The organism is Arthrobacter sp. STN4, from assembly GCF_024539665.1.
Lineage (GTDB): Bacteria > Actinomycetota > Actinomycetes > Actinomycetales > Micrococcaceae > Specibacter.
This window is the reverse complement of sequence record NZ_JAKZGX010000038.1, coordinates 1-25,425: the sequence shown is the minus strand read 5'-3', so window position 1 is coordinate 25,425 and position 25,425 is coordinate 1. Positions and strand designations below refer to the sequence as shown.

Annotated in this window: 24 protein-coding genes and 1 pseudogene; 18 read left to right on the top strand and 7 right to left on the bottom strand. The window is 67.0% G+C overall.

Annotated elements, in window-relative coordinates; translation table 11 throughout:
- Window positions 1–178: 178 nt before the first annotated feature.
- Window positions 179–1,176 (top strand): annotated as a pseudogene (locus MMF96_RS18145) (amidohydrolase family protein).
- Between the two features lie 122 nt (window positions 1,177–1,298).
- Here the strand turns inward: MMF96_RS18145 and MMF96_RS18140 are convergent.
- Window positions 1,299–1,832: a sugar O-acetyltransferase gene (locus tag MMF96_RS18140; protein ID WP_256884331.1), complete on the bottom strand. Its 534-nt coding sequence runs from the start codon at window positions 1,830–1,832 to the stop codon at window positions 1,299–1,301.
- A gap of 193 nt (window positions 1,833–2,025) precedes the next feature.
- Between MMF96_RS18140 and MMF96_RS18135 the strand changes: the two genes are divergently transcribed.
- Window positions 2,026–2,520: an isoprenylcysteine carboxylmethyltransferase family protein gene (locus tag MMF96_RS18135; RefSeq protein WP_176617655.1), complete on the top strand. Its 495-nt coding sequence runs from the start codon at window positions 2,026–2,028 to the stop codon at window positions 2,518–2,520.
- Window positions 2,521–2,554: 34 nt separating this feature from the next.
- Here the strand turns inward: MMF96_RS18135 and MMF96_RS18130 are convergent, their stop codons facing one another.
- Together MMF96_RS18130 and MMF96_RS18125 are read right to left on the bottom strand one after the other, a co-directional pair.
- Window positions 2,555–3,028: a hypothetical protein gene (locus MMF96_RS18130; RefSeq protein WP_176617654.1), complete on the bottom strand. Its 474-nt coding sequence runs from the start codon at window positions 3,026–3,028 to the stop codon at window positions 2,555–2,557.
- A 58-nt stretch (window positions 3,029–3,086) separates the two neighbouring features.
- A complete protein-coding gene (locus MMF96_RS18125; protein ID WP_256884330.1) occupies window positions 3,087–3,479 on the bottom strand; it encodes a VOC family protein in 393 nt (130 codons plus the stop codon).
- Window positions 3,480–3,566: 87 nt separating this feature from the next.
- Here MMF96_RS18125 and MMF96_RS18120 point away from each other — a divergent pair, with 87 nt between their 5' ends.
- From MMF96_RS18120 to MMF96_RS18080, 9 genes are all read left to right on the top strand, one after another.
- Entirely contained in the window at window positions 3,567–4,103 is a 537-nt protein-coding gene (locus MMF96_RS18120; RefSeq protein WP_256884329.1) for a DinB family protein, read from the top strand.
- A gap of 259 nt (window positions 4,104–4,362) precedes the next feature.
- On the top strand, window positions 4,363–6,150 hold the full coding sequence (locus MMF96_RS18115) for an ABC transporter substrate-binding protein (protein ID WP_256884328.1): 1,788 nt from the start codon (window positions 4,363–4,365) through the stop codon (window positions 6,148–6,150).
- A gap of 295 nt (window positions 6,151–6,445) precedes the next feature.
- On the top strand, window positions 6,446–8,362 hold the full coding sequence (gene typA / locus MMF96_RS18110) for a translational GTPase TypA (RefSeq protein ID WP_176617650.1): 1,917 nt from the start codon (window positions 6,446–6,448) through the stop codon (window positions 8,360–8,362).
- Between the two features lie 247 nt (window positions 8,363–8,609).
- Window positions 8,610–10,250 (top strand): ABC transporter substrate-binding protein, encoded by a 1,641-nt coding sequence (locus tag MMF96_RS18105; RefSeq protein WP_176617649.1) that lies wholly within the window; start codon window positions 8,610–8,612, stop codon window positions 10,248–10,250.
- 203 nt (window positions 10,251–10,453) lie between these two features.
- Entirely contained in the window at window positions 10,454–11,380 is a 927-nt protein-coding gene (locus MMF96_RS18100) for an ABC transporter permease (RefSeq protein ID WP_176617648.1), read from the top strand.
- Window positions 11,373–12,386, top strand: coding sequence for an ABC transporter permease (locus tag MMF96_RS18095; RefSeq protein WP_176617647.1), 1,014 nt, complete (start codon window positions 11,373–11,375; stop codon window positions 12,384–12,386). Before MMF96_RS18100 ends, MMF96_RS18095 begins: the two co-directional genes overlap by 8 nt.
- A gap of 5 nt (window positions 12,387–12,391) precedes the next feature.
- Window positions 12,392–14,224, top strand: coding sequence for an ABC transporter ATP-binding protein (locus MMF96_RS18090; RefSeq protein ID WP_176617646.1), 1,833 nt, complete (start codon window positions 12,392–12,394; stop codon window positions 14,222–14,224).
- A gap of 101 nt (window positions 14,225–14,325) precedes the next feature.
- Window positions 14,326–15,213, top strand: coding sequence for a PIG-L family deacetylase (locus MMF96_RS18085; protein ID WP_176617645.1), 888 nt, complete (start codon window positions 14,326–14,328; stop codon window positions 15,211–15,213).
- On the top strand, window positions 15,210–15,659 hold the full coding sequence (locus MMF96_RS18080; RefSeq protein WP_176617644.1) for a hypothetical protein: 450 nt from the start codon (window positions 15,210–15,212) through the stop codon (window positions 15,657–15,659). Before MMF96_RS18085 ends, MMF96_RS18080 begins: the two co-directional genes overlap by 4 nt.
- A 77-nt stretch (window positions 15,660–15,736) precedes the next feature.
- On the opposite strand, the gene MMF96_RS18075 is transcribed toward MMF96_RS18080, so the two are convergent.
- Window positions 15,737–15,967, bottom strand: a complete 231-nt coding sequence (locus MMF96_RS18075; RefSeq protein ID WP_176617643.1) for a hypothetical protein — start codon at window positions 15,965–15,967, stop codon at window positions 15,737–15,739.
- Between the two features lie 108 nt (window positions 15,968–16,075).
- Between MMF96_RS18075 and fdxA the strand changes: the two genes are divergently transcribed.
- The 4 genes from fdxA to MMF96_RS18055 all read left to right on the top strand — a co-directional run bounded on the left by fdxA (window position 16,076) and on the right by MMF96_RS18055 (window position 19,426).
- On the top strand, window positions 16,076–16,399 hold the full coding sequence (gene fdxA / locus MMF96_RS18070) for a ferredoxin (protein WP_176617642.1): 324 nt from the start codon (window positions 16,076–16,078) through the stop codon (window positions 16,397–16,399).
- Window positions 16,400–16,409: 10 nt separating this feature from the next.
- Window positions 16,410–17,591, top strand: a complete 1,182-nt coding sequence (gene dapC, locus MMF96_RS18065; protein WP_176617641.1) for a succinyldiaminopimelate transaminase — start codon at window positions 16,410–16,412, stop codon at window positions 17,589–17,591.
- A gap of 243 nt (window positions 17,592–17,834) precedes the next feature.
- Window positions 17,835–19,118 (top strand): citrate synthase, encoded by a 1,284-nt coding sequence (locus MMF96_RS18060; protein ID WP_176617640.1) that lies wholly within the window; start codon window positions 17,835–17,837, stop codon window positions 19,116–19,118.
- A gap of 125 nt (window positions 19,119–19,243) precedes the next feature.
- Complete coding sequence (locus tag MMF96_RS18055) at window positions 19,244–19,426, top strand: hypothetical protein (RefSeq protein ID WP_256884327.1); 183 nt, start codon at window positions 19,244–19,246, stop codon at window positions 19,424–19,426.
- 37 nt (window positions 19,427–19,463) lie between these two features.
- Here MMF96_RS18055 and MMF96_RS18050 read toward each other — a convergent pair whose 3' ends face one another.
- On the bottom strand, window positions 19,464–20,471 hold the full coding sequence (locus MMF96_RS18050) for an ABC transporter substrate-binding protein (protein ID WP_256128135.1): 1,008 nt from the start codon (window positions 20,469–20,471) through the stop codon (window positions 19,464–19,466).
- A 128-nt stretch (window positions 20,472–20,599) separates the two neighbouring features.
- On the opposite strand from MMF96_RS18050, the gene MMF96_RS18045 reads away from it, so the two are divergent.
- From MMF96_RS18045 to MMF96_RS18035, 3 genes are all read left to right on the top strand, one after another.
- Entirely contained in the window at window positions 20,600–21,814 is a 1,215-nt protein-coding gene (locus MMF96_RS18045) for a M20 family metallopeptidase (protein ID WP_176618681.1), read from the top strand.
- Between the two features lie 112 nt (window positions 21,815–21,926).
- A complete protein-coding gene (locus tag MMF96_RS18040; protein WP_176618682.1) occupies window positions 21,927–22,550 on the top strand; it encodes a TetR/AcrR family transcriptional regulator in 624 nt (207 codons plus the stop codon).
- Between the two features lie 145 nt (window positions 22,551–22,695).
- Complete coding sequence (locus tag MMF96_RS18035) at window positions 22,696–23,307, top strand: hypothetical protein (RefSeq protein WP_176618683.1); 612 nt, start codon at window positions 22,696–22,698, stop codon at window positions 23,305–23,307.
- On the opposite strand, the gene MMF96_RS18030 is transcribed toward MMF96_RS18035, so the two are convergent.
- Together MMF96_RS18030 and dapD are read right to left on the bottom strand one after the other, a co-directional pair.
- A complete protein-coding gene (locus tag MMF96_RS18030) occupies window positions 23,304–24,200 on the bottom strand; it encodes a hypothetical protein (protein WP_176618684.1) in 897 nt (298 codons plus the stop codon). The genes MMF96_RS18035 and MMF96_RS18030 overlap by 4 nt on opposite strands.
- A 38-nt stretch (window positions 24,201–24,238) precedes the next feature.
- Window positions 24,239–25,231, bottom strand: coding sequence for a 2,3,4,5-tetrahydropyridine-2,6-dicarboxylate N-succinyltransferase (gene dapD, locus MMF96_RS18025; protein ID WP_176618685.1), 993 nt, complete (start codon window positions 25,229–25,231; stop codon window positions 24,239–24,241).
- Window positions 25,232–25,425: the final 194 nt, after the last annotated feature.

The following is a 25,425-nucleotide window of genomic DNA, read 5'->3' as shown; positions in this document are numbered from 1 at the left end:
ACCGGACGACCCCGCGAGCTGATGGCGACCACCCGCCAGCCACTCAACCCTGCCCAAAAACAAGGACGAAAGAACCTTCAAAGAAAACCCGCCCAAACCCTTGACGAAAAACATAGGGACACCCCCCCACCTTCGCAGGGACGTGGAGATCCTCCTCCGCGACGGGGTGATCGAGGAAATGTCACGGGCAGTGAGCCGCCTTGCGGATGTCGAGGTGATCGACCTGCGCGACTGTACCGTGTCGCCTGGTTTCATCGACTCCCACGTGCACCTGACGATGAACGCTGCCACCCTCGCCGGGCAAACGCTGGGTTCGACGGCCACGAAGGCGTTGACCGGCCCCGCCATCGCTCGCAGGTACCTTGATGCGGGGTGCACGACGTTGCGCGACCTGGGTGCGATGGACCCTGGGAATCCGACGATCGATCTGCGCAATGCCATCGACGCCGGGCTCGTTCGCGGGCCCCGGCTGATCGTGGCGGCGCACATCATCAGCCCTACCGGCGGGCACGGCGACATCAGCGGGTTCTACACTTCCCGCTGGGATCTGCCGGTGTCGACGCTCGCCGATGATCGGGCTGCGGTGCGCGCGGCAGTGCGCCGCGAGCACTCCATCGGTTCCGCCTGGGTCAAGACGGTCAATGCGGGAGGCTACTTCAGCTTCGGTGACGACCCTGCCGTCAACACGTGGTTCGACGATGAGATGGAAGCGCCCTGCGCCACGGCGAGGCAGTTGGGCATGCCTGTCGCAGTACACACAGGGGCGGCCGACGCATGCAAACAGGCCATCAAGATGGGGGTGCGGAGCCTGGAGCACGCGTACCTCATTGATGAGGAAGGAGTGCGGATGGCCGCCGAATCAGGGGTCTTCATCGTGCCGACCATGCAGATGTCGTCTTCGGCGCCGATTGCGGGAAGTTCCCGTTCGACCACGGCATCAAGGAGTTTACAGCGACGGTGGCGGCCGGTCCCAGCCCCTTGCGCGCGCTCAAGGCCGCTACCTCAACGGCGGCACGCATGCTCGGCCGGCAGGACATCGGCACCTTGAAGGTCGGGTCGTGTGCCGACATCGTCGCGATGCCGGGCGACCCCCTGGACGACATCGCGGTGACCGGGCAAGTCGACTTCGTCATGGCACGCGGGGACGTTGTGCGTCGAGGTGGGGTGTCGGTTTAGCGCCTGGTCGGACCTGCTTGGCCCTGACCGGTCGGTGGCGGATCCGCCCAGCCGGGTGATTGCCACGTGGATCCCGAATTACGCGACCCGGCAGGAACGCAAGGGCCGCCGCGCGTCGGGCGTCATCCCTCAGGCACCGTGCCCGCCTGCCTGGCCGGCACCCCCACAGCGGCACCCGCACCGACAGTTATGCCCGGGAGCACGGTCACGTTGGCCCCGAACCACACGCCCGCGCCGATCACGACGCGGGCCGGGTGTATGTCCGCCCGCCGGCCCGGCAACATTTCGTGGTTCAACGTGGTGATGACGGCGTTGTGGCCGATCAGGGAACCAGCGCCGATTTCAATGCCGCCCTGGTCCTGGAACCGGCAGCCGCTGTTGACGAACACGCCGTCGCCAAAGCGGATGTTCCTGCCGAAGTCAGCGCTGAATGGCGGGAAGAGCTGGAGCGACCCGGGGACCTCGCGCCCGGTCAGCTCACCCAGCAGGGCCCGGACCTCATCGGGGGAATGGTAGCGGCCGATCAGCTCGGCGGTAATGCGCAGCGAGTCCTGGCTGGCGGCGTGCATGGCCGCGTGGTGCGGCGAGCCGCCGGGAATCGTTTCCTGGGCCTTCAGCGCAGCCAGGAGAGCGTCGAGTCCTTGGATATCCGCCATGTGCCCACCCTATGGTGCACCCGGCCAATCGAGACCGCCGGGAGTCCTGAAGCTGTCCCGGCGCCGGCGGACCCCGCCACCGGCGGCGAGAGACCATGCCGCATGGCACCAGCCGCACAAACGCGGCTGAAGATTCCCGCCGCCGGCCTGCCAATGCTGGAAATTGCGGGCGGTTCAGGCCTACTGTGAAGGCATGGCTTCAAGAGCAGACAGGCACAAGGGCATTCCCGTTCCACCCGTCGCCATGGCAGCTGCAGTGGTCTTGCAACGGTTGGCCCCGAAGGGCCGCAGGGCGCGGCGGCTGCGCCGCGTGGTCGCGGTGGCACTGGCGGCGGGGTCAGGAACCTTGCTGCTGTCCACGCTTGGCGCTTTCGCCCGGAACGGCACCACGGCCGATCCCACGGCGCCCGGGAACGCCTCGGTGCTCGTCACCGGCGGCAGCAACGGATTATCACGCAATCCCATGTACCTTGCCGTGGCCGGGCTGCTCGTTGCCCATGCCGTGGAGCGGGGCTCCTTGCCGGCATGGCTGCCCGTCGGCGGGTTTGTCCTGGTGATGGACCGTTTCCAGATTGCCCGTGAGGAGGAGGCGCTGCGCAACCGCTTTGGCGAGGAGTACCTGCAGTACTGCGCCCGTACTCCGCGATGGCTGGACCGTCGTTCCGTGGACTTCACCAAACGGCGCTGAAGGCGGGCCGTTCCCGCCAGCCTGCCGGAGGGCACTAACCGATGGAGTAGACCAGCCCCTGGCCGCGCTCGGCCAGCCGGGCCGTAAACACCCTGGCCTTCCTCGCATAGGATTCAACGGTGCAGCGCCGTCCGTCCATGATGGCGGCCCAATCCGGCGAGACCAGGGATGAGTACGCCTGGTACATGGCCGCCAGGTCCAGCCGCGCCAGGTCCCGGGCCACCCCGGCAATATCCTGGGGCCCGAGGACCCGCTCGTAGGGCAGCCATCCGTAACCGTATTCCTTGACCTCACCCCGCAGCAGTTCAAAGGCAGGCCTTGGCGGTTTGTCGCGTGGCATGCCCAGGAGGTCCCTCAAGTCACGCCATGGCTTGTCCAACAGGAGCGCATCGGGAGGGTTCGGCCACGCATGTCCTGCCGGCAGCACGGGCAGGAACGCACGCGGATTGATGCGCGCAATGTTGACCAGCGGGGCAGGCACCGGAAGTGCGAAGTAGGTGATTCCCATGCAGCAATTTTTCCAGCGAACCGGGTTTCCTGCTTGAAGTTATCCACAGCCGGAGGCGTTACGCCCCTGTCCGCTCCGTGTCCGTCAACGCCTGCAGCACGCAAAACTCGTTGCCCTCCGGGTCCGCCATGACCACCCACGTGACGCCGGGGCCCTGGCCGACGTCCACCCGCCGGGCGCCCAATGCCTCCAGGCGTGCCACTTCCGCCGCCTGGTCGTCCGGGCGCAGGTCAAGATGGAGCCGGTTCTTCACCGCCTTGGGCCCGGGCACACGCAGGAACAGGATGTCCGGGACCATGCCGGCCTGCGGACTTCCGGCGGCAGGCTCGAGGACGACTTCATCGGGGTTGCCGTCCGCCATGACCTGCCAGCCCAGGGCATCAGCCCAGAAGCGGGCCGTCTCGGCCGGGGTGGTGGAGTCAAAGGACAGGTTTTGAATGAGGAGGGCCATGAACAAATTCTGCCGCCAAGGCCCGCCCCTGGCCACCCTGCCGGCGAAAGCCCGACAACCCCGCGTGCGCTGTGGAAGAGTTGTCCCATGGACACGCCCGGACACCGCACACCTGACGTCCCCGACACGCGCACAGCCCCGCCCTTCATGGCCGGGGACAGGGAGTCGCTGGAATCCTGGCTGGAGTTTTACCGCCAAACGCTGCCCATCAAGGTGGGCGGGCTGACTGCCGGGCAGCTGTGCCAGGCCGCAGTGCCGCCGTCGGCCCTGACGATTGCCGGCATTGTCCGCCACCTGACCGACGTCGAACGCTACTGGTTCTCCAACGTCGTCGCGGGCACCGCGCAGCCGGCCCGCTACGGCGCCGAGGACCCGGATGCCGACTTCAACGCCTACAGCCCGGACACGGCGCTCGCCGACGTTGCCGCCTACACGGGGGAACTGGCCCGGGTGCGCCCCCTGGCCGCCGCGGTGGCGGACCTCGACGCCCCGCTTCCCGCACTGCGGCACGGCCAGGAACTCAACCTGCGCTGGGTGTACACGCACATGATCGAGGAATACGCCCGGCACCTGAGCCATGTGGACCTGCTGCGCGAATGCCTCGACGGCTCCACCGGCTACTAACGCCTTTTAGGGCACGACGCCGCTTCGCTTATGCGCCGGACCGGAAGCAGGTCCGGGGCATCTTGTCCACTGGCGCCAAACCAGCGGCGGGTCCGGCGCATAATAAAAGCAGCCCGGCGCCCCAGGCAACCCCGGGACCGGCAAGGCGGCCTGCGGTAGTCTTTCAGGCAGGCTCGTTCCTTGCCGGGGCACTGCCCCGGCGCCCGGGAACCACACTGCACGGCATCCCGCTGCAGACGCAAAAGAAACTGGAGGTGGAATGCGCGCCGGACGCATTTCCAAGGCATTCACCCTGGCCGTGGCGGCAGTGCTGGCCCTCGGAGCCTGCACGGCGGCGCCGCCCGCACCCGAAGGATCCACGGCGGCCACGGCCTCCCCGGGAGGGAACGTCACGGTCCTGGAACCGTCCCCCTTTACCTCCTTCAACCCGGACAGCACCACCGGACAGGGTGCCACGAATGCGCGGATCGACTACGCCACGCACTCCGGCTTCAACTACGTGGACAACAACCTCAAGCTCGTCAGGAATGACAAGTTCGGCACGTATGAGAAACTCTCCGACAAGCCGCTGACCGTCAAATACACCATCAACAGCGGTGTCCAGTGGTCCGACGGCGAACCCGTCACGGCCGCGGACCTCTTCCTTGAGTGGGCCGCCGGCTCCGGCTACTACAACGACGCAACCCTGGACGCCAATTTCAAGGTGGCCCGCGGCAACGCCTACTTCAACTATGCGGGGGACACCACCGGGCTGTCGCAAACGTCCATGCCCGTCATTGGCGACAACGGCGCATCGCTGACCCTGACCTACACCAAGCCGTTCTCCGACTGGGAGACGGCACTGGGTTCGACGGTGAGCATTCCGGCCCACATTGTGGCAGCCCGAGTCGGCCTGAAGGACGCCAACGCCCTCGTCACGCTCCTGCAAGGCATCCCGAAGGGTGATCCGGCAGCCCCGGTCAAGGCAAATCCCGAACTTCGCAAGATTGCCAACTTTTGGAACACGGGCTTTGACACAAAATCGATGCCGGACCCCTCCCTGGCCTTGTCCAACGGGCCCTACCTGGTCAAGGGCATCACCGCCGGCAAGGACCTGGTCCTCACACGCAACGTCGACTACAACTGGGGCACGGTGCCCACCCTGGACACCGTCACCGTCCACTACACCGCCCGGCCCGAGGCGCAGATCGCAGCCCTGAAGGCAGGCAAGGCCGACATCGCCTCGCCCGCCCTGACCCAAGACAGTGCGGCCGCACTCGCCGACGCGAAGTCCGGCGGCGTCCAAACGCAGGTGGGTGCCAGTCTCGGCTTTGACCAGGCCGTGCTCAATTTCAAGGGCGTCCTGGCCAAGCCCGATTTCCGCACCGCGTTCCTGAAAACGGTGCCGCGCCAGGACATCGTGGACCAGGCGGCCAAGCCGGTCAACCCCGGCGCCACGGTCCTGGACTCCTTTGTGTTCCGGGCACTCCAGACCCCGTATAAGGAATCATCGGCCAGCAACGGCACGGCCGCCTACGCCGCCGCGGACATCGACGCGTCCAAGAAGCTGCTGGCCGGGGCGACGCCCACGGTCCGTGTCCTCTACAACAAGGACGATCCCGTGCGGTCCACGGAGTTCAACCTCATGGCGGCCTCGGCCCGGATGGCCGGCTTCAATGTCGTCGACGACGGCAAGGGTGCCGGGCAGTGGCTCCCGGCGCTCAAGGCCGGCGCGTTCGACGTCGCCCTGTACGGCTGGACCAGCAACCCCACCGGATCCGTCCAGGTGCCGCAGGTGTTCCGCACGGGCGCCGTGTCCAACCTGAACAACTTCTCCAACACGGTGGTGGACCAGTTGGCCGGGCAGTTGGCCCAGGAGCCGGACTCCGCCAAGCAGGACGCCCTGAAAATGCAGATTGACAAGCTGGTGGTCGGGGCCGGCTACGGGCTGCCGTTGTTCGCGCGCAGCGCCGCGGCGGCCAACGGCCCCCATGTTGCCGGCGTCATGTATTCGCCGGTGCCGGTCGGCATCTGGTGGAACGTGTGGGACTGGAAATACGTGAAGTAGGCCCGCCCCCACGCCGCGGCGGATGCGGCGGCGCACGACGGCGGCAGGTGAGGTTCGTCACGGACCCCGCCTCCCGCCGTCGTACTTTTGGCGCAGAAAGGCGGCGTTGGCGCCGAAAACCGCGGCAACGGTGTGGGAAAACCTGTCCGTCATGCGATAAGGTGGCTAGGCCGTATTTGGCACTACGTCTAGAATGGTGTTATCTGCCGACGAATCACGGCCAAACATAAATGTGACTTTCTGCCGTCGCCCTTTCGGGCCTGCAGCCGGGCCCAACTGAAACGAGTCTTCACGCATGAGCGAAACTTCCCTCAACACTGCCTCGCGCAATGACCTGCGCAACGTCGCCATCGTGGCGCACGTTGACCATGGCAAGACCACCCTGGTGGACGCCATGCTCAAGCAGACGCACTCATTTGCCGAGCACGGCAATGTTGCAGAGCGCGTCATGGACTCCGGTGACCTGGAGCGCGAAAAGGGCATCACCATCCTGGCCAAGAACACCACCGTGGCCTACAACGGCCCGTCGGCCGACGGCACCGTCATGACCATCAACGTCATCGACACCCCCGGCCACGCCGACTTTGGCGGCGAGGTGGAGCGCGGCCTGTCCATGGTGGACGGCGTGGTGCTCCTCGTGGACGCCTCCGAAGGCCCGCTGCCGCAAACCCGCTTTGTGCTGCGCAAGGCCCTGGCTGCGAAGCTGCCCGTGATCCTGCTGGTCAACAAGACCGACCGCCCGGACGCCCGCATCGACGAGGTCGTGGCCGAGTCCATGGACCTGCTGCTGGGCCTGGCCTCCGACCTGGCCGACGAGGTCCCGGACCTGGACCTGGATGCCGTGCTGAACGTTCCCGTTGTCTATGCCTCCGGCAAGCTGGGCCGCGCCTCGCTGACGCAGCCCGCCAACGGCACCGCACCGGACAACGAGGACCTTGAGCCGCTGTTCAAGACCATCATCGAGCACATCCCGGCCCCGCGCTACAACCCCGAAGGCGTGCTGCAGGCGCATGTGACCAACCTCGACGCCTCGCCGTTCCTGGGCCGCCTGGCGCTGCTGCGCATCTTCAACGGCACCCTGCGCAAGGGCCAGAACGTTGCCTGGTACCGCCACGACGGCAGCATCAAGCAGGTCAAGATCACCGAGCTGCTGGCCACCCAGGCCCTGACCCGCGTGCCGGCCGAATCCGCCGGGCCGGGCGAGATCGTGGCCGTTGCCGGCATCGAGGACATCACCATTGGCGAGACCCTCACGGACCTGGAAAACCCGCAGCCGCTGCCGCTGATCACGGTGGACGACCCCGCGATCTCCATGACCATCGGAATCAACACCTCCCCGATTGCCGGACGCGTCAAGGGCCACAAGGTCACCGCCCGCCAGGTCAAGGACCGCCTCGACAAGGAACTTGTGGGCAACGTGTCCCTGAAGGTTCTCCCCACCGAGCGCCCCGACGCCTGGGAAGTCCAGGGCCGCGGCGAGCTCGCCCTGGCCATCCTGGTTGAGCAGATGCGCCGCGAAGGCTTCGAGCTGACCGTGGGCAAGCCGCAGGTTGTCACCAAGATGATTGACGGCAAGGTCAACGAGCCGATGGAACACATGACCATCGACGTGCCCGAGGAATACCTCGGCTCCGTCACCCAGCTCATGGCCGCCCGAAAGGGCCGCATGACCAACATGGCCAACCACGGCACCGGCTGGTGCCGCATGGAATTCATCGTTCCCGCCCGCGGCCTGATCGGCTTCCGCACCCGCTTCATGACCGACACCCGCGGTGCCGGCATTGCCGCCTCCATCTCCGAAGGCTACGAGCCGTGGGCCGGCCCCATCGAATACCGCACCAACGGTTCCATCGTGGCCGACCGCTCCGGCGTCGTCACCCCGTTCGCCATGATCAACCTGCAGGAGCGCATGAACTTCTTCGTGCAGCCCACCTCCGAGGTGTACGAGGGCATGATCGTGGGCGAAAACTCCCGCTCGGATGACATGGACGTGAACATCACGAAGGAAAAGAAGCTCACCAACATGCGTGCCGCGTCCTCGGACACCTTCGAGAACATGACCCCGCCGCGCACCCTGACCCTGGAGGAATCCCTGGAATTCGCCCGCGAAGACGAGTGCGTTGAGGTAACCCCGGAGGCCATCCGCATCCGCAAGGTCATCCTCAACGCCAGCGACCGGGCCAAGGCGTACCGCAGCCGCGCCAAGGTCTGATCTGCGCACGCCGGCACGCCATCCGCGCCTGCCGCACAGCAGCCCGTCCCTGCCTTGGCAGGGGCGGGCTGCTGCCTTTAAAGGTTTCATCTGTATAAAGATCTGGGCGGGACGGGTTCGGGATTACTTGCTGGTAACTATTTCCGGGTAGCCTAGTCCGGTATGAGCTGGGACACGTTCACGTTCAACGACGAACAAGCTGTTGGGCAGTCTTAACTCGAATCCATTTCATAACCAAGGAGGCGGAATGCGTTTCTCGCGCACTTCCAAAGCACTGGGCGTGGCAGCAGTTCTGGCCATGTCCCTCACCGCCTGTGGCGGGACGTCCGGTGGCGGCAATACCGGCGCCGCCGGTGGCAACACCAGCAAGGCCATCACGGCAAACGGCACCGAGCCACAAAACCCGTTGCTGCCGGCGAACACCAACGAAGTTGGCGGCGGCCGTGTCATGGACCTGATCTTCGCAGGCCTGGTCAGCTACGACGTCCACGGCAAGACCGTGAACGAACTGGCCCAGTCCATCGAAACCACGGACTCCCAGCACTACACGATCAAGATCAAGCCGGGGCAGGTGTTCAGCGACGGCACCCCCATCACGGCAAAGAACTTTGTTGACGCATGGAACTACGGTGCGGCAGCCAAGAACGCGCAGCTGAACAGCTACTTCTTCGCACCCATCAAGGGCTACGACAAGGTCAGCGCCCCCAAGTCCACCCTGGACAAGATGGAGGGCCTGAAGGTTGTGGATGACACCACCTTCACGGTCGACCTGTCCGCCCCGGAATCCGACTTCCCGCTGGCCCTCGGCTACACGGCCTTCTACCCGATGCCCGAATCCGCCTACAAGGACATCAAGGCCTATGGCCAGAACCCGGTCGGCGACGGTCCGTACAAGCTGGCTCCCGGCGGCTGGAAGCATGACACCTCCATCACGCTGATTCCGAACGACAAGTACAAGGGGCCGAACAAGCCCAAGAACGGCGGCGTGACCTTCACGCTGTACTCCAGCCCGGATGCCGCCTACACCGACGTGCAGTCGGACAACCTGGATGTCCTTGACCAGGTGCCACCGAGCGGCCTGCAGAACTTCAAGACGGACTTCAAGGGCCGTTTTGTCAACCAGGCCTATGCCGGCAACGCGACCATGACGATCCCGAGCTACCTGCCCGAGTTCAAGGGTGAGGCCGGCCAGATGCGCCGCCAGGCCATCTCGATGTCGATCAACCGCCAGCAGATCATCGACAAGATCTTCTACGGCAACAAGAAGGTGGCCACGGAGTTCACCTCGCCCGTGCTGGACGGCTACGACGGCAACCTGCCCGGCAGCGACGTGCTGAAGTACAACCCCACCAAGGCCAAGGAACTCTGGGCCGCGGCGGACAAGATCAGCCCCTGGCCGGCCGGCAAGGTCTTCACCATCACCTCCAACATCGATGGCGCCGGCAACAAGGAATACATCACGGCCATGGCCAACCAGATCGCCACCACCCTGGGGATCAAGGCGCAGCTGAACCCGATCGCCACGTTCAAGCAGTCGCGTGACCTGATCAACTCCAAGAAGCTCACCGGCGCCTCACGCGCAGGCTGGCAGGCGGACTACCCGTCGCTGCAGGACTTCCTCGGCCCGCTGTATGGCACCGGTGCCGGTTCCAACGACGGCGACTACTCCAGTCCGGCGTTTGACGCCAAGCTGAAGGAGGGCCTGGCCGCCAAGTCCGTTGAAGAAGGCAACAAGATCTTCAACCAGGCACAGGAAATCCTGCTCAAGGACCTTCCGGTCATCCCGCTGTGGTACCAGGCAGTCCAGGGTGTTTGGAGCAACAACGTCACCAACGTGCAGTTCGGCTGGAACGGCGTTCCGCTGTACTACAACATTACTGCCAAGTAATATTCTTAGGGCTGTTGCTTAAGTGGGGGACCCGGCCTACATGCCGGGTCCCCCTTTTATTGTCTGAATCACACTCCCATGTGCTACTTTCCGTACTAGAGACAAAGCGGAGATCCCGCCAGTTGTCCAGTACCGTCCACTATCTGAACAGGTAATTTCATGAACGATTTGCCAACAGGAACACCGGAGGGGGAAACACCGTAATGGTCATGTTCACGCTCCGTCGTTTCCTGCAGCTGGTTCCCGTCTTCTTTGGGGCCACGCTGCTGGTGTACTTCCTTGTCTTTGCAACTCCTGGCGATCCCATTGCTGCACTGTCCGGCGGCAAGCCGATGGCACCCGCCGTCGAAGCCGCACTCCGGGCCCAATACAACCTGGACCAGCCGTTCTGGATCCAGTACGGCCTGTACCTGAAGAACCTCGTGACCCTCAACCTGGGCCAGACGTTCTCCGGACAGGACGTCTCCGCCGTCATTGGCCGTGCCTATCCTGTCACCGCACGCCTGGCCATCATGGCATTGGCCATCGAGGCCGTCTTCGGCGTGCTGTTCGGCGTCATCGCCGGCCTGCGGAAGGGAAAGCTCTTCGACGCGACTGTCCTGGTCGCCTCGCTTGTCGTCATCGCCGTCCCCACCTTCGTTCTGGGCTTTGTGCTCCAGCTGGTCATCGGCGTCCAGCTCGGCTGGGCCCGCCCCACCGTCAGCGGCGCCGCACCCTGGGATGAACTCATCCTGCCGGCGCTCGTCCTGGGGCTGGTGTCCCTGGCGTACGTCATCCGGCTCACCCGGGCCTCCATCAGCGAAAACATGAACGCCGACTACGTGCGCACCGCCACGGCGAAGGGCCTGAGCCGGCCCCGGGTGGTGGTGGTCCACATTTTGCGCAACTCGCTGATCCCGGTTGTCACCTTCCTCGGCGCGGACCTTGGCTCGCTCATGGGCGGCGCCATTGTCACCGAGGGCATCTTCAACGTCCCCGGCGTTGGCAACCTGCTCTACAAGGCCATCCAAAAGGGCGAAAGCGCCACCGTGGTGGCCGTGGTCGGCATCCTGGTCATCGTCTTCGTGGTGGCCAACCTGGTTGTGGACCTTTTGTACGCATGGCTCGACCCAAGGATTCGCTATGTCTGAGAAACTCACACCTGAAACAGACCTGACCAAGCCGGTGATCCCGGCCGCGCGTCAGGGCAAGACGTCCAGCCGGGTCATTGAACACTTCGTGGCCCCGCTGGAGGAAACACCCCTGGCAGCCATAGACAATGTCGATGAATCGGAAGCCCCCCTGAGCCTGTGGGCGGATGCCTGGCGAAACCTGCGCCGGCAGCCGCTGTTCATCATCTCCGCCCTCCTGATCATCTTTGTCCTCGTGGTCGCCTTCCTGCCCCACCTGTTCGCCAGCGTGGATCCCACCAGCTGCAGCCTGAACGATTCCTCTGAAGGGGCCCGTGCAGGGCACCCGCTCGGCTTCACGCTGCAAGGCTGCGATGTTTATTCGCGCATGGTCTACGGCACGCGGGCGTCACTCATGGTGGGTGTCTTCACCACCCTGGGAGTGCTCGTGGTTGGCGGCATCATGGGTGCCCTGGCCGGCTACTACGGCGGCTGGATCGACGCCATCCTGGCCCGCCTGGGCGACATCTTCTTCGCCCTGCCGCTGATCCTTGGCGCCATCGTTGTCATGCAGCTTCCCGCCTTCCGCGACAACCGGAGCGTGTGGACGGTGGTCCTGACCCTGGTGATATTCGGTTGGCCGCAAATCGCCCGAATCACGCGCGGCGCGGTGATTGAAAACCGCAATGCCGACTTCGTCACCGCCTCCAAGGCACTGGGCCTTTCGCGCTTCAGCGCCTTGGTGCGACACGTCATCCCCAACTCGCTGGCCCCCATCATCGTGGTGGCGTCCATCTCGCTGGGCACCTTCATCGTTGCAGAAGCGACGCTGTCCTTCCTGGGCATCGGCCTGCCGGACACGGTCATGTCGTGGGGCAATGACATTGCGGCCGCCCAGCCGCAGGTCCGCAACAACCCCGGCGTGCTGTTGTGGCCCGCCGTGGCACTGTCCATCACCGTCCTGAGCTTCATCATGCTGGGCGACGCCCTGCGTGATGCGCTCGACCCCAAGGCAAGGAAGCGGTGACGGCCATGTCAAACCATGCAAAAGACGAAACTGTGAAACCAGCGGCACCCCGTGCGGATGACGCGCCCCTGCTCGAGATCCGTGACCTGGCCATCACCTTCGAGACCTCCAACGGCCCGGTGAAGGCGGTGCGCAATGCGCACCTGACCATCATGCCCGGGGAAACGGTGGCCATTGTGGGTGAGTCCGGTTCGGGCAAGTCGACGACGGCGCTGGCGGCCATCGGCCTGCTGCCCTCCAACGGGCGGGTCAGTGCCGGGCGGATCATCTTTGACGGCGAGGACATTGCCAACGCCAGCGAAAAGCGGATCATTGAACTCCGCGGAAATTCGATCGGCATGGTCCCCCAGGACCCGATGTCCAACTTGAACCCGGTGTGGAAGATCGGCTTCCAGGTCAAGGAAACGCTCAAGGCGAACGGCCTGGCCGGCGCCAACTCCAAGGAACGGGTCGCGGAGGTCCTCTCCGAGGCCGGGCTGCCCGATGCGGCGGCCCGGGCCAAGCAGTACCCGCACGAGTTCTCCGGCGGCATGCGCCAGCGCGCACTCATCGCCATCGGGCTCGCCTGCCGGCCCCGCCTGCTTATCGCCGACGAGCCCACCTCCGCCCTGGACGTGACGGTGCAGCGCCAGATCCTGGACCACCTGGACCGGATGACGACGGAGCTGGGCACCGCCGTGCTGCTCATCACCCACGACCTCGGCCTCGCCGCCGAGCGTGCCGAGAAGCTGGTGGTCATGTACAAGGGGCAGGTGGTGGAGTCAGGTCCCGCCCTGGAGATCCTGCGCAACCCGCAGCACCCGTACACGCAGCGCCTGGTCAACTCCGCGCCGTCGCTGGCGTCCCGCCGGCTGCAGTCGCAGAAGGCCAAGGACGCCCTGGCGGCAGCCGTCGCCGAGCTGGACACGCCCGCGGACGCCGACACCGCCCCTGATACCGCCGGTGCGACGCCCGCGGACGCCGGGCATGCGCCGTCGTCCATCCCTGCAGCGGCGGCCAAGCCGCCCGCTGCGTCCCTGGACGGTCAGCGGAAGGGCGCCCAGGCCGGCGAGACCATCCTGGAGATCAAGAACCTCACCAAGGTGTTCAAGCTCCGCGGCGCGCTCGGCAAGTCCTCGGACTTCAAGGCGGTGGACGATGTTTCCTTCAGCGTTCCCCGCGGCACCACCATGGCGATCGTGGGGGAGTCCGGCTCGGGCAAGTCCACCGTGGCCCAGATGGCCCTGAGCCTGCTGGCGCCCACCGAGGGCAGCATCCTGTTCGACGGGGTGGAGGTGAACACGCTCAAGGGGAAGGCGCTCTTTGACTTCCGCCGCCGCGTGCAACCGATTTTCCAGGACCCGTACGGTTCGCTGGACCCGATGTTCAACATCTACCGGACCATCGAGGAACCGCTGAAGATCCACAGGATCGGCGATGCCAAGTCCCGGGAAAAGAAGGTCCGTGAGCTGCTGGACCAGGTGTCCATGCCTGCCTCCACCATGCACCGCTTCCCCAATGAGCTCTCCGGCGGCCAGCGCCAGCGCATCGCCATTGCGCGTGCACTGGCCCTGAACCCGGACGTGATCATTTGTGACGAGGCCGTGTCCGCGCTGGACGTGCTGGTGCAGGCACAGGTGCTGAACCTGCTCAACGAGCTGCAGGAGGACCTGGGCCTGACGTACCTGTTCATCACGCACGACCTCGCCGTGGTCCGCCAGATTGCCGACCACGTCACCGTCATGCAGAAGGGCCGCGTGGTGGAGGCCGCCTCCACGGACGAGGTCTTCAGCAACCCGAAGCAGGTCTACACGCAGGAACTGCTCAACGCGATTCCGGGGGCCACGCTGCTGGTGTAGCCGCCGGCACGTGCCCCGCCAGATGGCCGGCATGCCCCCTTGTCCGGGGGCGTGCCGGCCATCGGCGTATCCGCCGGTGCCATTCGGGTAGATTGGGTGCCATGGAGATCCCCACGCTGCTGCCCGGAGTGGGCCCCGACGCCACGCTGCTTTTCATCCATGCGCACCCGGACGACGAAACCCTCGCCACGGGATCGACGATTGCCGCCTATGCTGCTGCCGGGGCCCGCGTGGCGCTGCTGACGTGCACGCGCGGCGAACTGGGCGAGGTCATCCCCGCCGAGCTGGGCCACCTGGAAGTGGGCCGGGCGCTGCGCCTGCCCGCCGCGCACGACGCCGGAACCGGGCCGGGTGCCCCGCCCGCCGACGGCACGGGGCTGGCCCGTGTGCGCGAACGGGAACTGGCCGCAGCGCTCGAGGCGCTGGGCGTCCGGGAACACCTTTGGCTGGGCCAGGGGGCCACTGCACCGGCCGCCGGCCCGGTGGTGTTCCGCGATTCGGGCATGCAGTGGGGGCCCGACGGCCGGGCCATGGCCGCGTCGACCGTCCTGGAGGGTTCGCTGTCCCGCGGCTCCCTCGAAGGGGAGGCGGCCCTCGCGGCGGCCGCCATCCGCGCCCTGCGGCCTGATGCCGTGGTGACCTATGCGGCCGACGGCGGCTACGGCCACCCGGACCACGTCCGCACCCACGAGCTGGTCCTGGCCGCCCTGGGCCTGGCCGCAGGAGCTGAAAATGGCACCCCCGGCTGGACCGTGCCCCACGTTTTCGCGATCGTCAGCGACCGTCCCGAACGCCCGTTGGAACCCGGCACCGCCCGGATTGCGGTGGCCGGCAACAAGGCGGCCAAGGCTGCTGCCATGCGGGCGCACCGGACGCAGATCACCGTGGACGGGGACCGCTACGCGCTCTCCGACGGTGAGTGGCGGGACATCTGCGGCGTGGAGGAATTTGTGGAACTGATGCCCGCCCCGTCTTCCGGGGCCGGATGAGCGGCCCCACGGGGGACGGGCCGTCCCCGGACGGGGGGCCCGCGGACCCTGTTCCGGGGCCGGAGGGGGGACGCTGGCCGAAGCCGAGCCGCTGGGCCGTGGTGACGGCTGCCCTGGCCGCCGGCATCGGCACGGGCTTCCTGGGCACCTCGCTCCACGGGCACCTCTGGTACGCCGGCGGCACCGCCATTCCCCTTGGTGCCGTGGCCGCCCTGCTCCTGCTGGCCTCCGTCGAACTTTTTGTGGGGCTGTGGAGCCGGAGCGCGTGGCTGGTGGTGCTGTGCGGCGGGGCCGCCTACCTGTGTGCGGGCGTATTGTCGCAGCAGCGCGGGGCGTTTGGGATGATCTCCGCCAACATCCAGGGGACGGTGTGGCTGTTCGGGATCGCGGTGGTTTCACCCTTGATGGCGTGGCTGGCCTGGGCCGTCCTGCGCCGGAGCCGCTGAACGCACGGCCGTGGCGGGTCCGTGCCGCCGCCCGTCCGCCGGTGCTGCCCCGCCGGCGCGCAAGGGCGGCCCCACGCCTAGGGGAAGCGCGGCGCGCGGCGTGGGGGAGGCGGGGGAACGGGCTTGGCCAGCAGGACGTCGTCGTACGCAATGGCCACCTCACCGGTCCGGGCCGCCACGCTCACCCCGAGCGCATCGCGGGCCGTGAGGTTGCCCAGCGCGTCGGTGGCGCCGCCGTCGATCCTGTAGCGGACCACCACCCGGGTGCCCAGGGGCAGGGCGGCGAGGACTTCAAGGGCACGGTTCACGTCTTCATACTAAGTCTCGCCGGGATGCGGGAGGGTGTGCCGTGGGGGATAATGAACGTACCGCGGCCATCCAGCCGGCGGGTGATTCTTTGCGAGGAAGGTCGGGACGTGACGTATGTAATTGCGCAGCCGTGCGTGGATGTCAAGGACAAGGCATGTGTGGAGGAGTGCCCTGTTGACTGTATCTATGAAGGCGAACGCTCGCTCTACATCCACCCCGACGAATGCGTTGACTGTGGTGCCTGTGAACCCGTCTGCCCCGTGGAGGCGATTTACTACGAGGACGACACCCCGGAGGAGTGGGCCGAGTACTACAAGGCCAATGTTGAGTTCTTTGACGTCCTGGGCTCCCCGGGTGGCGCGGCCAAGATCGGCAACACGCACACCGACCACCCCCTGATCGCCGCGCTGCCCCCGCAGAACCAGGACTGAGCCGCACCCCATGACAACGGAACCGACCACGGCGGCCGCCACCGCGCCCCAGGGCACCGTCCGCCACGGCCTGCAGCTGCCCGACTACCCGTGGGACTCCATGGCGCCGTACCTGGCCACGGCGGCCGGGCACCCGGACGGCCTGGTGAACCTGTCCATCGGCACGCCCGTGGACCCCACCCCGGCGCTGATCCAGGACGCGCTGAAGGCGGCCTCGGACGCGCCGGGCTATCCCACCACGCACGGGACGCCGGAACTGCGCCAGGCCATCGTGGACTGGTTCGCACGCCGGCGCAACGTGCCCGGCCTGGACCCGGAGAACGTCATGCCCACCGTGGGTTCGAAGGAACTCGTGGCCTGGCTTCCGCTGCTGCTGGGATTGGGCAGGGGCGACGTCGTTGTCCGCCCCACGGTGGCCTACCCCACCTACGACATGGGTGCCGTGTTTGCCGGTGCCACCGCGGTGGCCGCCGATTCGCTGGACGGGCTCGACGCCGACACCCGGTCCCGTGTGCGCCTGGTCTGGGTCAATTCCCCGGGCAACCCCACCGGGATTGTGCGCCCGGTGGAGTCCCTGGCCGCGGTCGTGGCCCAGGCCCGCGAGGTGGGCGCCGTCGTCGCGTCCGACGAATGTTACGGCGAGCTGGGCTGGGGCCGGTGGGATACGGAAAACGGCGGCGAGCCCGTGCCCAGCATCCTGGACCCCCGCGTCACCGGCGGCAGCCACGACGGCCTGCTGGCCGTCTACTCGCTGAGCAAGCAGTCCAACGTGGCCGGCTACCGGGCCGCCTTTGTGGCCGGGGACCCGGCCATCATGGCGAACCTGGTCAACAGCCGCAAGCACGCCGGCATGATCGTGCCGTACCCGGTGCAGGAAGCCATGCGTGTGGCCCTGGGCGACGACGCCCACGTCAGCGCGCAAAAGGCCCGCTACCGGGCGCGCCGCGAACAGCTGGTTGGCGCCCTGGAGGCCTTTGGGCTCACCATCCACCACTCCGAGGCAGGGCTTTACCTGTGGTGCACAGCCGGCGAGGACACCTGGACCACCATCGGCAGGCTCGCCGAACGCGGCATTGTGGTCGGTTCCGGCACGTTTTACGGCGACGCCGGGCATGGTTTCATCCGCGTGGCCCTGACCGGAACGGATGAACGCGTCGCGGCCGCCGTGGCGCGGCTCGGCGCAAATTCGTGACGTTTCACCCCTGCGGAGGCCGTAAAACGGACCGCGGATTAGTGCTCGGCGGCACCTAAGCGGTAGTTTCGTACATAGACGTCTATGCCACCGTGCACCGTTGCGCCGATTTGCAGCCGCTGCCCCGCAGCAACTTCGAGGCCCGCGCAGCCGGGTCCTGCGGTGCGCGGTGAACCCCGCGGGCGGAACAGTTGCATAGATCTGACCAAAGCCTTTCGCAGGCTACCTCATGAAGGGGACTCCATGTCTGAATCCACGAGCGCCACACTGCGCTACGACGGCGGAGAGCTCGAGCTTCCGCGGATTGAAGCCGTAGAAGGCAACGCCGGCTACGACGTGTCCAAACTGCTGGCAAGCACCGGCGCGGTCACATTCGACCCCGGTTTCGTGAACACGGCCGCCACGTCCTCGGCCATCACCTACATCGACGGCGACAAGGGCATCCTGCGCTACCGCGGGTACCCCATCGAGGAACTGGCCCAGCACTCCAACTTCCTGGAAGTGTCCTACCTGCTGATCTACGGGAACCTCCCGTCCGCCTCCGAGCTGGACAACTTTGATTCGCGGATCCGCCGCCACACCATGCTGCACGAGGACCTCAAGGGCTTCTTCGGCGGCTTCCCGCGCGATGCGCACCCCATGCCGGTGCTCTCCTCCGCCGTGTCGGCCCTGTCCACGTTCTACCAGGACTCCCTGGACCCGTTCGACGACGACCAGGTGGAGATGGCCACCATCCGCCTGATGGCCAAGATGCCCGTCATCGCCGCCTACGCCCACAAGAAGTCCATCGGCCAGCCCATGCTGTACCCGGACAACTCCATGGGCCTGGTGGAGAACTTCCTGCGCCTGAGCTTCGGCCTGCCGGCTGAGCCCTATGAGATGGACCCGGTGGTGGTCAAGGCACTTGACCTGCTGCTGATCCTGCACGCCGACCACGAGCAGAACTGCTCCACCTCCACCGTGCGCCTGGTCGGTTCCGCGAACGCCAACATGTTCGCGTCCGTCTCCGCCGGCATCAACGCCCTGTTCGGCCCGCTGCACGGCGGCGCGAACGAGGCCGTGCTGAACATGCTCCGCCAGATCCAGGCCAGCGGAGAACCCGTGGAGAAGTTCGTGGAGCGGGTGAAGAACAAGGAAGCCGGCGTCAAGCTCATGGGCTTCGGCCACCGCGTCTACAAGAACTACGACCCCCGCGCCAAGATCGTCAAGGAGACCGCGCACGAGATCCTGGCGAAGCTCGGCGGCAACGACGAGCTCCTGGACATCGCCATGCACCTGGAGGAAGTCGCCCTGACGGACGAGTACTTCGTCTCCCGCAGACTCTACCCGAACGTGGACTTCTACACCGGCCTGATCTACAAGGCCATGGGCTTCCCCGAAAAGATGTTCACGGTGCTCTTCGCCATCGGCCGCCTGCCCGGCTGGATCGCGCAGTGGCGTGAAATGATGAAGGACCCGCAGACCAAGATCGGCCGCCCCCGCCAGCTGTACACAGGCGAGCCGGAACGCATGTACCCGTCGCGGTAAAGGCCGGTACGACGGCGGTGGGCGGCTTCCCCTGGAGGCCGCCCACCGCCGTTTGCCATTTCCCCCAGACCACCCCCTGAACCACGCCCCCTGAACCACGCCCCCTGAACGAGGAAACACCCGCCGTGAAGAAAATGTTGTTGCAGTCCTTTGCCCTTGCCTTTGGCATCGTGGTCGTCGTGCTGGGGATCATGATCCTCATCGGCAAGGGCGCGTTCCTCCCGTATTTCATAATCGCCGCCGTGCTCCTGGTGGCGGCCCTCGCCTTCCTGTACCGCGGGAAGGCAGGGACCGCCGGCAGAAAGTAGCCGCGCGGCCTAGTTGCTGGAGCCTGGGTGCTGGTGGCTACTTGCTGGTGGCGGGGTTGACCTCGGCCTTGGGGATGGCCACGCTGCCCACGCCCCACTGGTCCAGGATCTTCTTGTAGTCCCCGTTGGCGATCAGCTTGTTCATGGCCGCGGCCGTCACCTTGGCCAGCGGCATGTCGTCCAGGGCCACGGCAATGCCCACAGGGGAGGCCCCGTACTGCGGCCCGAGCGTCTGGATGGCATCCTTGCTCTGGGTGATGGCGTAGCCGACGGTGATGGACCCGGCGGCCATGGCGTCGGCACTGCCGTTGATCACGCGGGTGGTGACGTCTGTCTGGTTCTTCAGGCTTACGACCTTGATGGCGGGCTTTCCGGTGTCGGTGCACGCCTTGTTGCGGGTGGAGATGTCGGGGGATTCCTGGAAGGTGCCCGTCTGGACGGCAACGGTCTTGCCGCAAATGCCTTCCAGGCTGAACTTCTTGGGGTTGCCCTTTTGCACGGCCCATTGGGTTCCTGCGGCAACATAGCTGACGAAGTTCGCGGCCTTCCGGCGTTCGGCCGTGATGAAGAAGGACGACACGCCAAGGTCGTACTTGGCCCCGAGGGACGGCAGGATCGTGGGGAACTCGGCCGTCTGCACCGTGGTCTTGAGTCCCAGCATGTTGCCGATGGCCTGGGCGAGCTGCACGTCGTAGCCCATGGGTGTCTGCCCGTCCGCACCGCCGAGGAACTCGGCCGGCGCGTAGGAGGTGTCGGCGCCCACCGTGAGGGTGCCCTTGGCCCTGATGGCGGCCGGGACCTGGGCCGCCAGGGCGTTGTCCTTGGTGACGGTGGAGACGTCAAAGGTGCCGGCCGTCGACGTTGGACCCGTCCCGGATCCCTGTGAGGCCGTGGTGCAGCCGGTCAGGGCGAGACCGCCCGCAAGCAGCACGGCGGCCGTGGTGAAGATCCTGGATTTTGCTGTCATGGGGTACTTTGCCGTCCCGTAGTTGGTGGAGCCGGGCCGTACCATCGTTGCCGGCACGACGCGGAGTGTGGTTTTCAACAAGGTTCCATGCAGGCCCCGCGGGCTGTCAAATTCGTCTCGCCCCTCGGTCCCGACGTGCCGGGGCCGCCCTTAGGTGGCAGGATGAACGTGTGGCTGCACCGGGCGGCCGCACTGTGAGGATGGACATGCCAACACTGCTGGAAGAGGCCGAACTGCTGCGCGGGGAGCTCATCGGCTTCCGCCACGAACTGCACCGGGTGCCCGAAGTGGGGCTGCACCTGCCGCGCACGCAGGCACTGGTGCTGGAACGCCTTGGCGGGCTGGACGGGCTGGAAATCACGCCGGGAACCCGCCAAAGCTCCGTGACGGTGGTGCTGCGCGGCGGCAGGGACAACCCCCTGGGCGGCGGGCGCCAGGTGGTGCTGCTGCGCGGGGACATGGACGCGCTGCCGGTCACCGAGGCCACCGGGCTGGACTTCAGCTCCACCCTTGACGGCACGATGCACGCCTGCGGACACGATGTCCACATGGCCGGCCTCTATGGCGCCCTGCGGCTGCTGCACGCGCGCCGGGACGAACTGGCCGTGGACGTCGTCTTCATGTTCCAGCCGGGCGAGGAGACGTACGACGGCGCCCGCTTCATGGTCCAGGACGGCGTGCTGGAGGCCGCCGGCCGGCGCGTGGATGCGGCGTTTGGGCTCCACGTTTTTTCCGCCGAATATGAAAACGGGGTCTTTTACTCCCGGCCCGGCCCGCTCATGGCCGGCTGCGACGAACTGTTCGTCACCGTCCGCGGCGAGGGCGGCCATGGCTCCACCCCGCACCTGACGCGCGATCCCGTGCCCGTGGCCTGCGAGATGGTCCTGGCCATGCAGACGCTCGTCACCCGCCACTTCAACGTCTTCGACCCCGTCGTCGCCACCATCGGCAAACTCGTCTCCGGCACTGCGGGAAACGTCATCCCGGACACCGCCACGTTCGACGTGACGCTGCGGACGTTTTCCCCCGGCCACAAGGAGCGGCTGTGCTCCGAACTCCAGCGCCTGTTCCGCGGCATCGCCGAAGGGCACGGGCTCACTGTGGAGGTTGAGGTGGCCCCGGACTACCCTGTGACCGTCAACGACCCCGCCGAATACGCCTACGCCGCAGGCGTGCTCACCGACGTGTTCGGCGACGGCGCGTTCCGGGAAATGGAATTCCCCGTGCCCGGCTCGGAAGATTTCTCCCACGTGCTGCGCGAGGTGCCGGGCGCCTTTATCATGCTGGGGGCAACGACGGCGGACTCACCGGCAGAGGGGGCCAGCAACCACTCCCCGCGCGCCGCCTTTGACGACGCCGTGGTCCCCAAGGCTGCGGCGGCCCTGGCCGAACTGGCCTTCCGCCGCGCCCACCACTGCTAGGCACAGCCAGGCGCACGGCGCTGTACAGCCAGGCGCACGGCGCTGTACAGCCAGGCGCACGGCGCTGCGGCCCGGCGCCAAAGGTTCTGGGCCGCATGTGCTAAAAAAGAGTGTGCCCAAAATTGTTGACGCGGACGACCGCCGCGAACTCGTTGCCGACGCCGTCTTTGAAGTCATCAACCGGCAGGGGCTGGCCCAGGCCTCGCTGCGCACCGTGGCGGAGCAGGCCGGCCTGGCCCTGGGGTCCGTGCGCCACTACTTTGCCAACCAGGCCGAACTCATGGAGTTCGCCTTCCGCGTCAATTCAGAGCGAGTCCACATGCGGGCGCTGGACCGCCTGGAGGACCTGGAAGGGTTTGCACTGCCCCGGGATGCGTCCACGCTGGTGGAAAAGTGCGCCGTGGTGCTGGAGGCGCTCCTGCCGCTGGATGCCCACGCCGGCGCCGAGGCCGTGGTCCGCATCGAGTTCATGCTCGCGGCCCGCACCGACGGCGGGCTGCAGGACGCAGCCCGGGACGACTACCGTGCCACGGGTGCCGTGGTGGGGCGCGTGGTGATGCAGCTGCTCGAGAGCGGGCTGGTGGCCGGAAACCCCGAACCGGTGGACGAGGCCGAGCGCCTGATTGCCGTGCTGGACGGACTGGGCCTGCGCATGGTCCTCCAGCCGGGCTGGTCCGGGCCGGAGCAGGGCAGCGCCACGCTGCGCCGGCACCTGCACTCCCTGCTGGCCGCGTAGCCCGCACGCGCCGCCGGCCAGGCTGCAGCCCCGGCGGGGCCGCACAACAAACCGCACCGTCCCACTGCCGTTGCCTCCCCGCGAAGCGTAATCTGGACCCATGGGAGTGCCGTGGCAGGGCCATCGGCACATGGAGGCGAGAATTATGCATCATACTGGCGGTCCCGGCTGGCGCATCACCATGGATACCTGCGGGCCCATGCTCATTGCACTGTACATTCGCGACGTGGCGGGACTGGCCGGCGCCGGCCAGCCTGCGCTTTCCCACGTGGCCCCGCAGGTCAGGCCGGCAGACCCCAGCCAGCTGACCGCACACGTGGGCGGGCTGGACGCGCTGCGGGACCAGTGGGAGCACTGGTGGGGCCGTCTGATGGCCGTCCACCCGGCGATGGAGCCGCCGCTGAACCCGCCGAACTTTGGCGACTTTGCCGGGATGCCCGCGCTCCAGCGCGTGCTGCAGGCACACTTTGGTGCCGCACTGACCTGGTCGCGGGAGCAAATCAGCGCCTATCAGCTGCTGGCTGCAGAGCGTGAGACCCTCGGCGGGCACAAGGTGCTTGCGGACCTGGTGCAGAACCGTGAAATGGAGCTGGGACGCAGCGCCCGGGACTTCACGCTGACCATCGTGGAAATGCCGCTGGCGGAGCAGCGGGCCTGGTTCATTGAGCCGGACCGGCTGATCATGAGCCAGCACCTGCTGGACGACCAACAGAATTTTCTCAGCTACGTCCAGCCCGTCGTGGAGCTGCTCGTCTAGCCCTGGCCCGGCGGGGCCAGGACAATCTCCACGCTGCCCGCCGGTGCCGTGCCGGCGGCGGCCTGCCACCCGGCGTTGTTGCCGGTCTTCTTGTCATTGTTGGCACGGGTCCACTGGCGGCCCGCATAGGCAACCTGCGTGATGCCGTCCTGGTGGGCATTGGCCACCGCCCACTGCGCCACTGCCCAGCCCGTTGCGCCGGTGGCCGGCACCAAGAGGGCGGGCGTGCCGCCGTCGGACGTGGCTGAGGAGGGGAGCGGGCCAAACACCGCGTGCAGCCCGGCCACCACCGCGGCCGGCGTGGCAGCCGTGGAGGCAGGGGGAAGGGTGCAACTGAGCGCCTCGGCCGACTGGCCCGTCAGGGCGGAGGCAAACGCGCGCGCGAGGTCCTCGTGCTGGGCATAGGCCTGGGGGAACGCGGAACGCTGGACGATCTGGGCGGCGTCGTTCAGGGGCATGTCCACATAGCCGGGCACCTTGTCCAGCGAGTTGTAGAAGGCCGACGCGGCGTACACCGGGTTCATGATCTCCGCGGCGGTGCCCCACTCCTGCGACGGGCGCTGCTGGAACAATCCGAGCGAGTCCATGTCGCCGTAGGCAATGTTGCGCAGCTTGGATTCCTGGAGCGCCGTGGCCACGGCGATCGAGGCGGCCCGGGCCGGCATGCCGCGCCGGACGGACAAGGCACTGATCAGCGCGGCGTTTTCCGTCTGGTCCACGGCCAGCGAGTACGACTGGCTGCCCGCGGTGGCCGTGCAGCCGATGGCCAGTGGCGGGGCCAGGGCGTCGCGGAAGTAGTTGGCCACCCAGAAGCCGCCGGCGACGAGCAGGCCCGCCACCAGTGCCGTCACGGCCAGCCAGGCCAGGGCGGCGCGGCCGCGTTTCCGGCTCACGGCCGCGCCCCCGGCGTGTTGAGGGGAAGCAAGCTTCCCTAGTTGCTGTGCAGGGCGTCGTTGAGCTCCACGGAGGAGCCCTGGCGGGGCAGCACTTCAACCTCGCCGGAACTGGAATTGCGGCGGAACAGCAGGTTGGGCTTGCCGGAAAGCTCGCTGGCCTTCACGATGATCGTGGTGTCCTCGCCGTCGTCGTTCTTCGGCTGCACGACGCGCACCCGGGTGCCGGCCGTGACGTACAGGCCCGCCTCCACGACGGAGTCGTCGCCGATGCTGATGCCGACGCCGGAGTTGGCGCCCAGGAGCACGCGCTCGCCCAGCACCACCCGCTCCTTGCCGCCGCCGGAGAGCGTACCCATGATGGACGCGCCGCCACCGACGTCGGTGCCGTCACCCACCACCACTCCGGCGGAAATGCGGCCTTCCACCATGGCGGTGCCCAGGGTGCCGGCGTTGTAGTTGACGAAGCCTTCATGCATGACCGTGGTGCCGTCGGCCAGGTGGGCGCCAAGGCGGACCCGGTCGGCGTCGGCGATCCGCACCCCGGAGGGGAGGACGTAGTCCACCATGCGCGGGAACTTGTCCACGGAGTAGACGGTGACCACGCCGCGGCGGCGCAGCCGGGCGCGCGTGAGCTCGAAGCCGTCCACGGGGGCCGGGCCGAAGTTGGTCCAGACAACGTTGTTGAGCTTGCCGAAGATGCCGTCCAGGTTGATGCTGTTCGGCTTGACCAGGCGGTGTGAGAGCAGGTGCAGGCGCAGGTAGGCGTCCACGGCGTCGGCGGGGGCCTCGTCCAGGTTGATCTGGGCGAACACGACGGTCGGGGTGACACCGCGGTCGTCGTCGCGTCCGGGCACGGCCAGCGAGGTCAGCTCGGGGCTCGCCTCGCGGGTGGCGCCCAGGGTGTTGACGGAGGCGCCGAGTTCCGGGCTGGGGAACCAGACATCGAGGACGGACTCGTCGTCGGCGATGGAAGCCAGGCCGAATCCGTGGGCGGTGCGTTCTGCGGAGGTTGCTGGGGTCTGCGTCATGGAAGAAGTCTATCGACCCCGGGGGTGCCTTCGAAAATGCCTGCCGCAAACGAAAGGCGGGCCGTCCCCGGGTCGATGGTTGGGGTTTGTTGTGGGGGGTGTGGTTTAGATGGTTTGGAGGAGGATGGGGGTGGTGGTGGGTTGGGGGGATCCGCCGGGGGGTTCGATGGTGATGCCGATGTGGGTTGCGTTGT

What these genes read in the sequence shown, in the direction of transcription:
- MMF96_RS18140 (WP_256884331.1), bottom strand. Translation starts at nt 1,832, where the DNA reads ATGGCGGATATCCAAGGACTCGACGCTCTCCTGGCTGCGCTGAAGGCC.
- MMF96_RS18135 (WP_176617655.1), top strand. Translation starts at nt 2,026, where the DNA reads ATGGCTTCAAGAGCAGACAGGCACAAGGGCATTCCCGTTCCACCCGTC.
- MMF96_RS18130 (WP_176617654.1), bottom strand. Translation starts at nt 3,028, where the DNA reads ATGGGAATCACCTACTTCGCACTTCCGGTGCCTGCCCCGCTGGTCAAC.
- MMF96_RS18125 (WP_256884330.1), bottom strand. Translation starts at nt 3,479, where the DNA reads ATGGCCCTCCTCATTCAAAACCTGTCCTTTGACTCCACCACCCCGGCC.
- MMF96_RS18120 (WP_256884329.1), top strand. Translation starts at nt 3,567, where the DNA reads ATGGACACGCCCGGACACCGCACACCTGACGTCCCCGACACGCGCACA.
- MMF96_RS18115 (WP_256884328.1), top strand. Translation starts at nt 4,363, where the DNA reads ATGCGCGCCGGACGCATTTCCAAGGCATTCACCCTGGCCGTGGCGGCA.
- typA (WP_176617650.1), top strand. Translation starts at nt 6,446, where the DNA reads ATGAGCGAAACTTCCCTCAACACTGCCTCGCGCAATGACCTGCGCAAC.
- MMF96_RS18105 (WP_176617649.1), top strand. Translation starts at nt 8,610, where the DNA reads ATGCGTTTCTCGCGCACTTCCAAAGCACTGGGCGTGGCAGCAGTTCTG.
- MMF96_RS18100 (WP_176617648.1), top strand. Translation starts at nt 10,454, where the DNA reads ATGGTCATGTTCACGCTCCGTCGTTTCCTGCAGCTGGTTCCCGTCTTC.
- MMF96_RS18095 (WP_176617647.1), top strand. Translation starts at nt 11,373, where the DNA reads ATGTCTGAGAAACTCACACCTGAAACAGACCTGACCAAGCCGGTGATC.
- MMF96_RS18090 (WP_176617646.1), top strand. Translation starts at nt 12,392, where the DNA reads ATGTCAAACCATGCAAAAGACGAAACTGTGAAACCAGCGGCACCCCGT.
- MMF96_RS18085 (WP_176617645.1), top strand. Translation starts at nt 14,326, where the DNA reads ATGGAGATCCCCACGCTGCTGCCCGGAGTGGGCCCCGACGCCACGCTG.
- MMF96_RS18080 (WP_176617644.1), top strand. Translation starts at nt 15,210, where the DNA reads ATGAGCGGCCCCACGGGGGACGGGCCGTCCCCGGACGGGGGGCCCGCG.
- dapC (WP_176617641.1), top strand. Translation starts at nt 16,410, where the DNA reads ATGACAACGGAACCGACCACGGCGGCCGCCACCGCGCCCCAGGGCACC.
- MMF96_RS18060 (WP_176617640.1), top strand. Translation starts at nt 17,835, where the DNA reads ATGTCTGAATCCACGAGCGCCACACTGCGCTACGACGGCGGAGAGCTC.
- MMF96_RS18045 (WP_176618681.1), top strand. Translation starts at nt 20,600, where the DNA reads ATGCCAACACTGCTGGAAGAGGCCGAACTGCTGCGCGGGGAGCTCATC.
- MMF96_RS18035 (WP_176618683.1), top strand. Translation starts at nt 22,696, where the DNA reads ATGCATCATACTGGCGGTCCCGGCTGGCGCATCACCATGGATACCTGC.
- dapD (WP_176618685.1), bottom strand. Translation starts at nt 25,231, where the DNA reads ATGACGCAGACCCCAGCAACCTCCGCAGAACGCACCGCCCACGGATTC.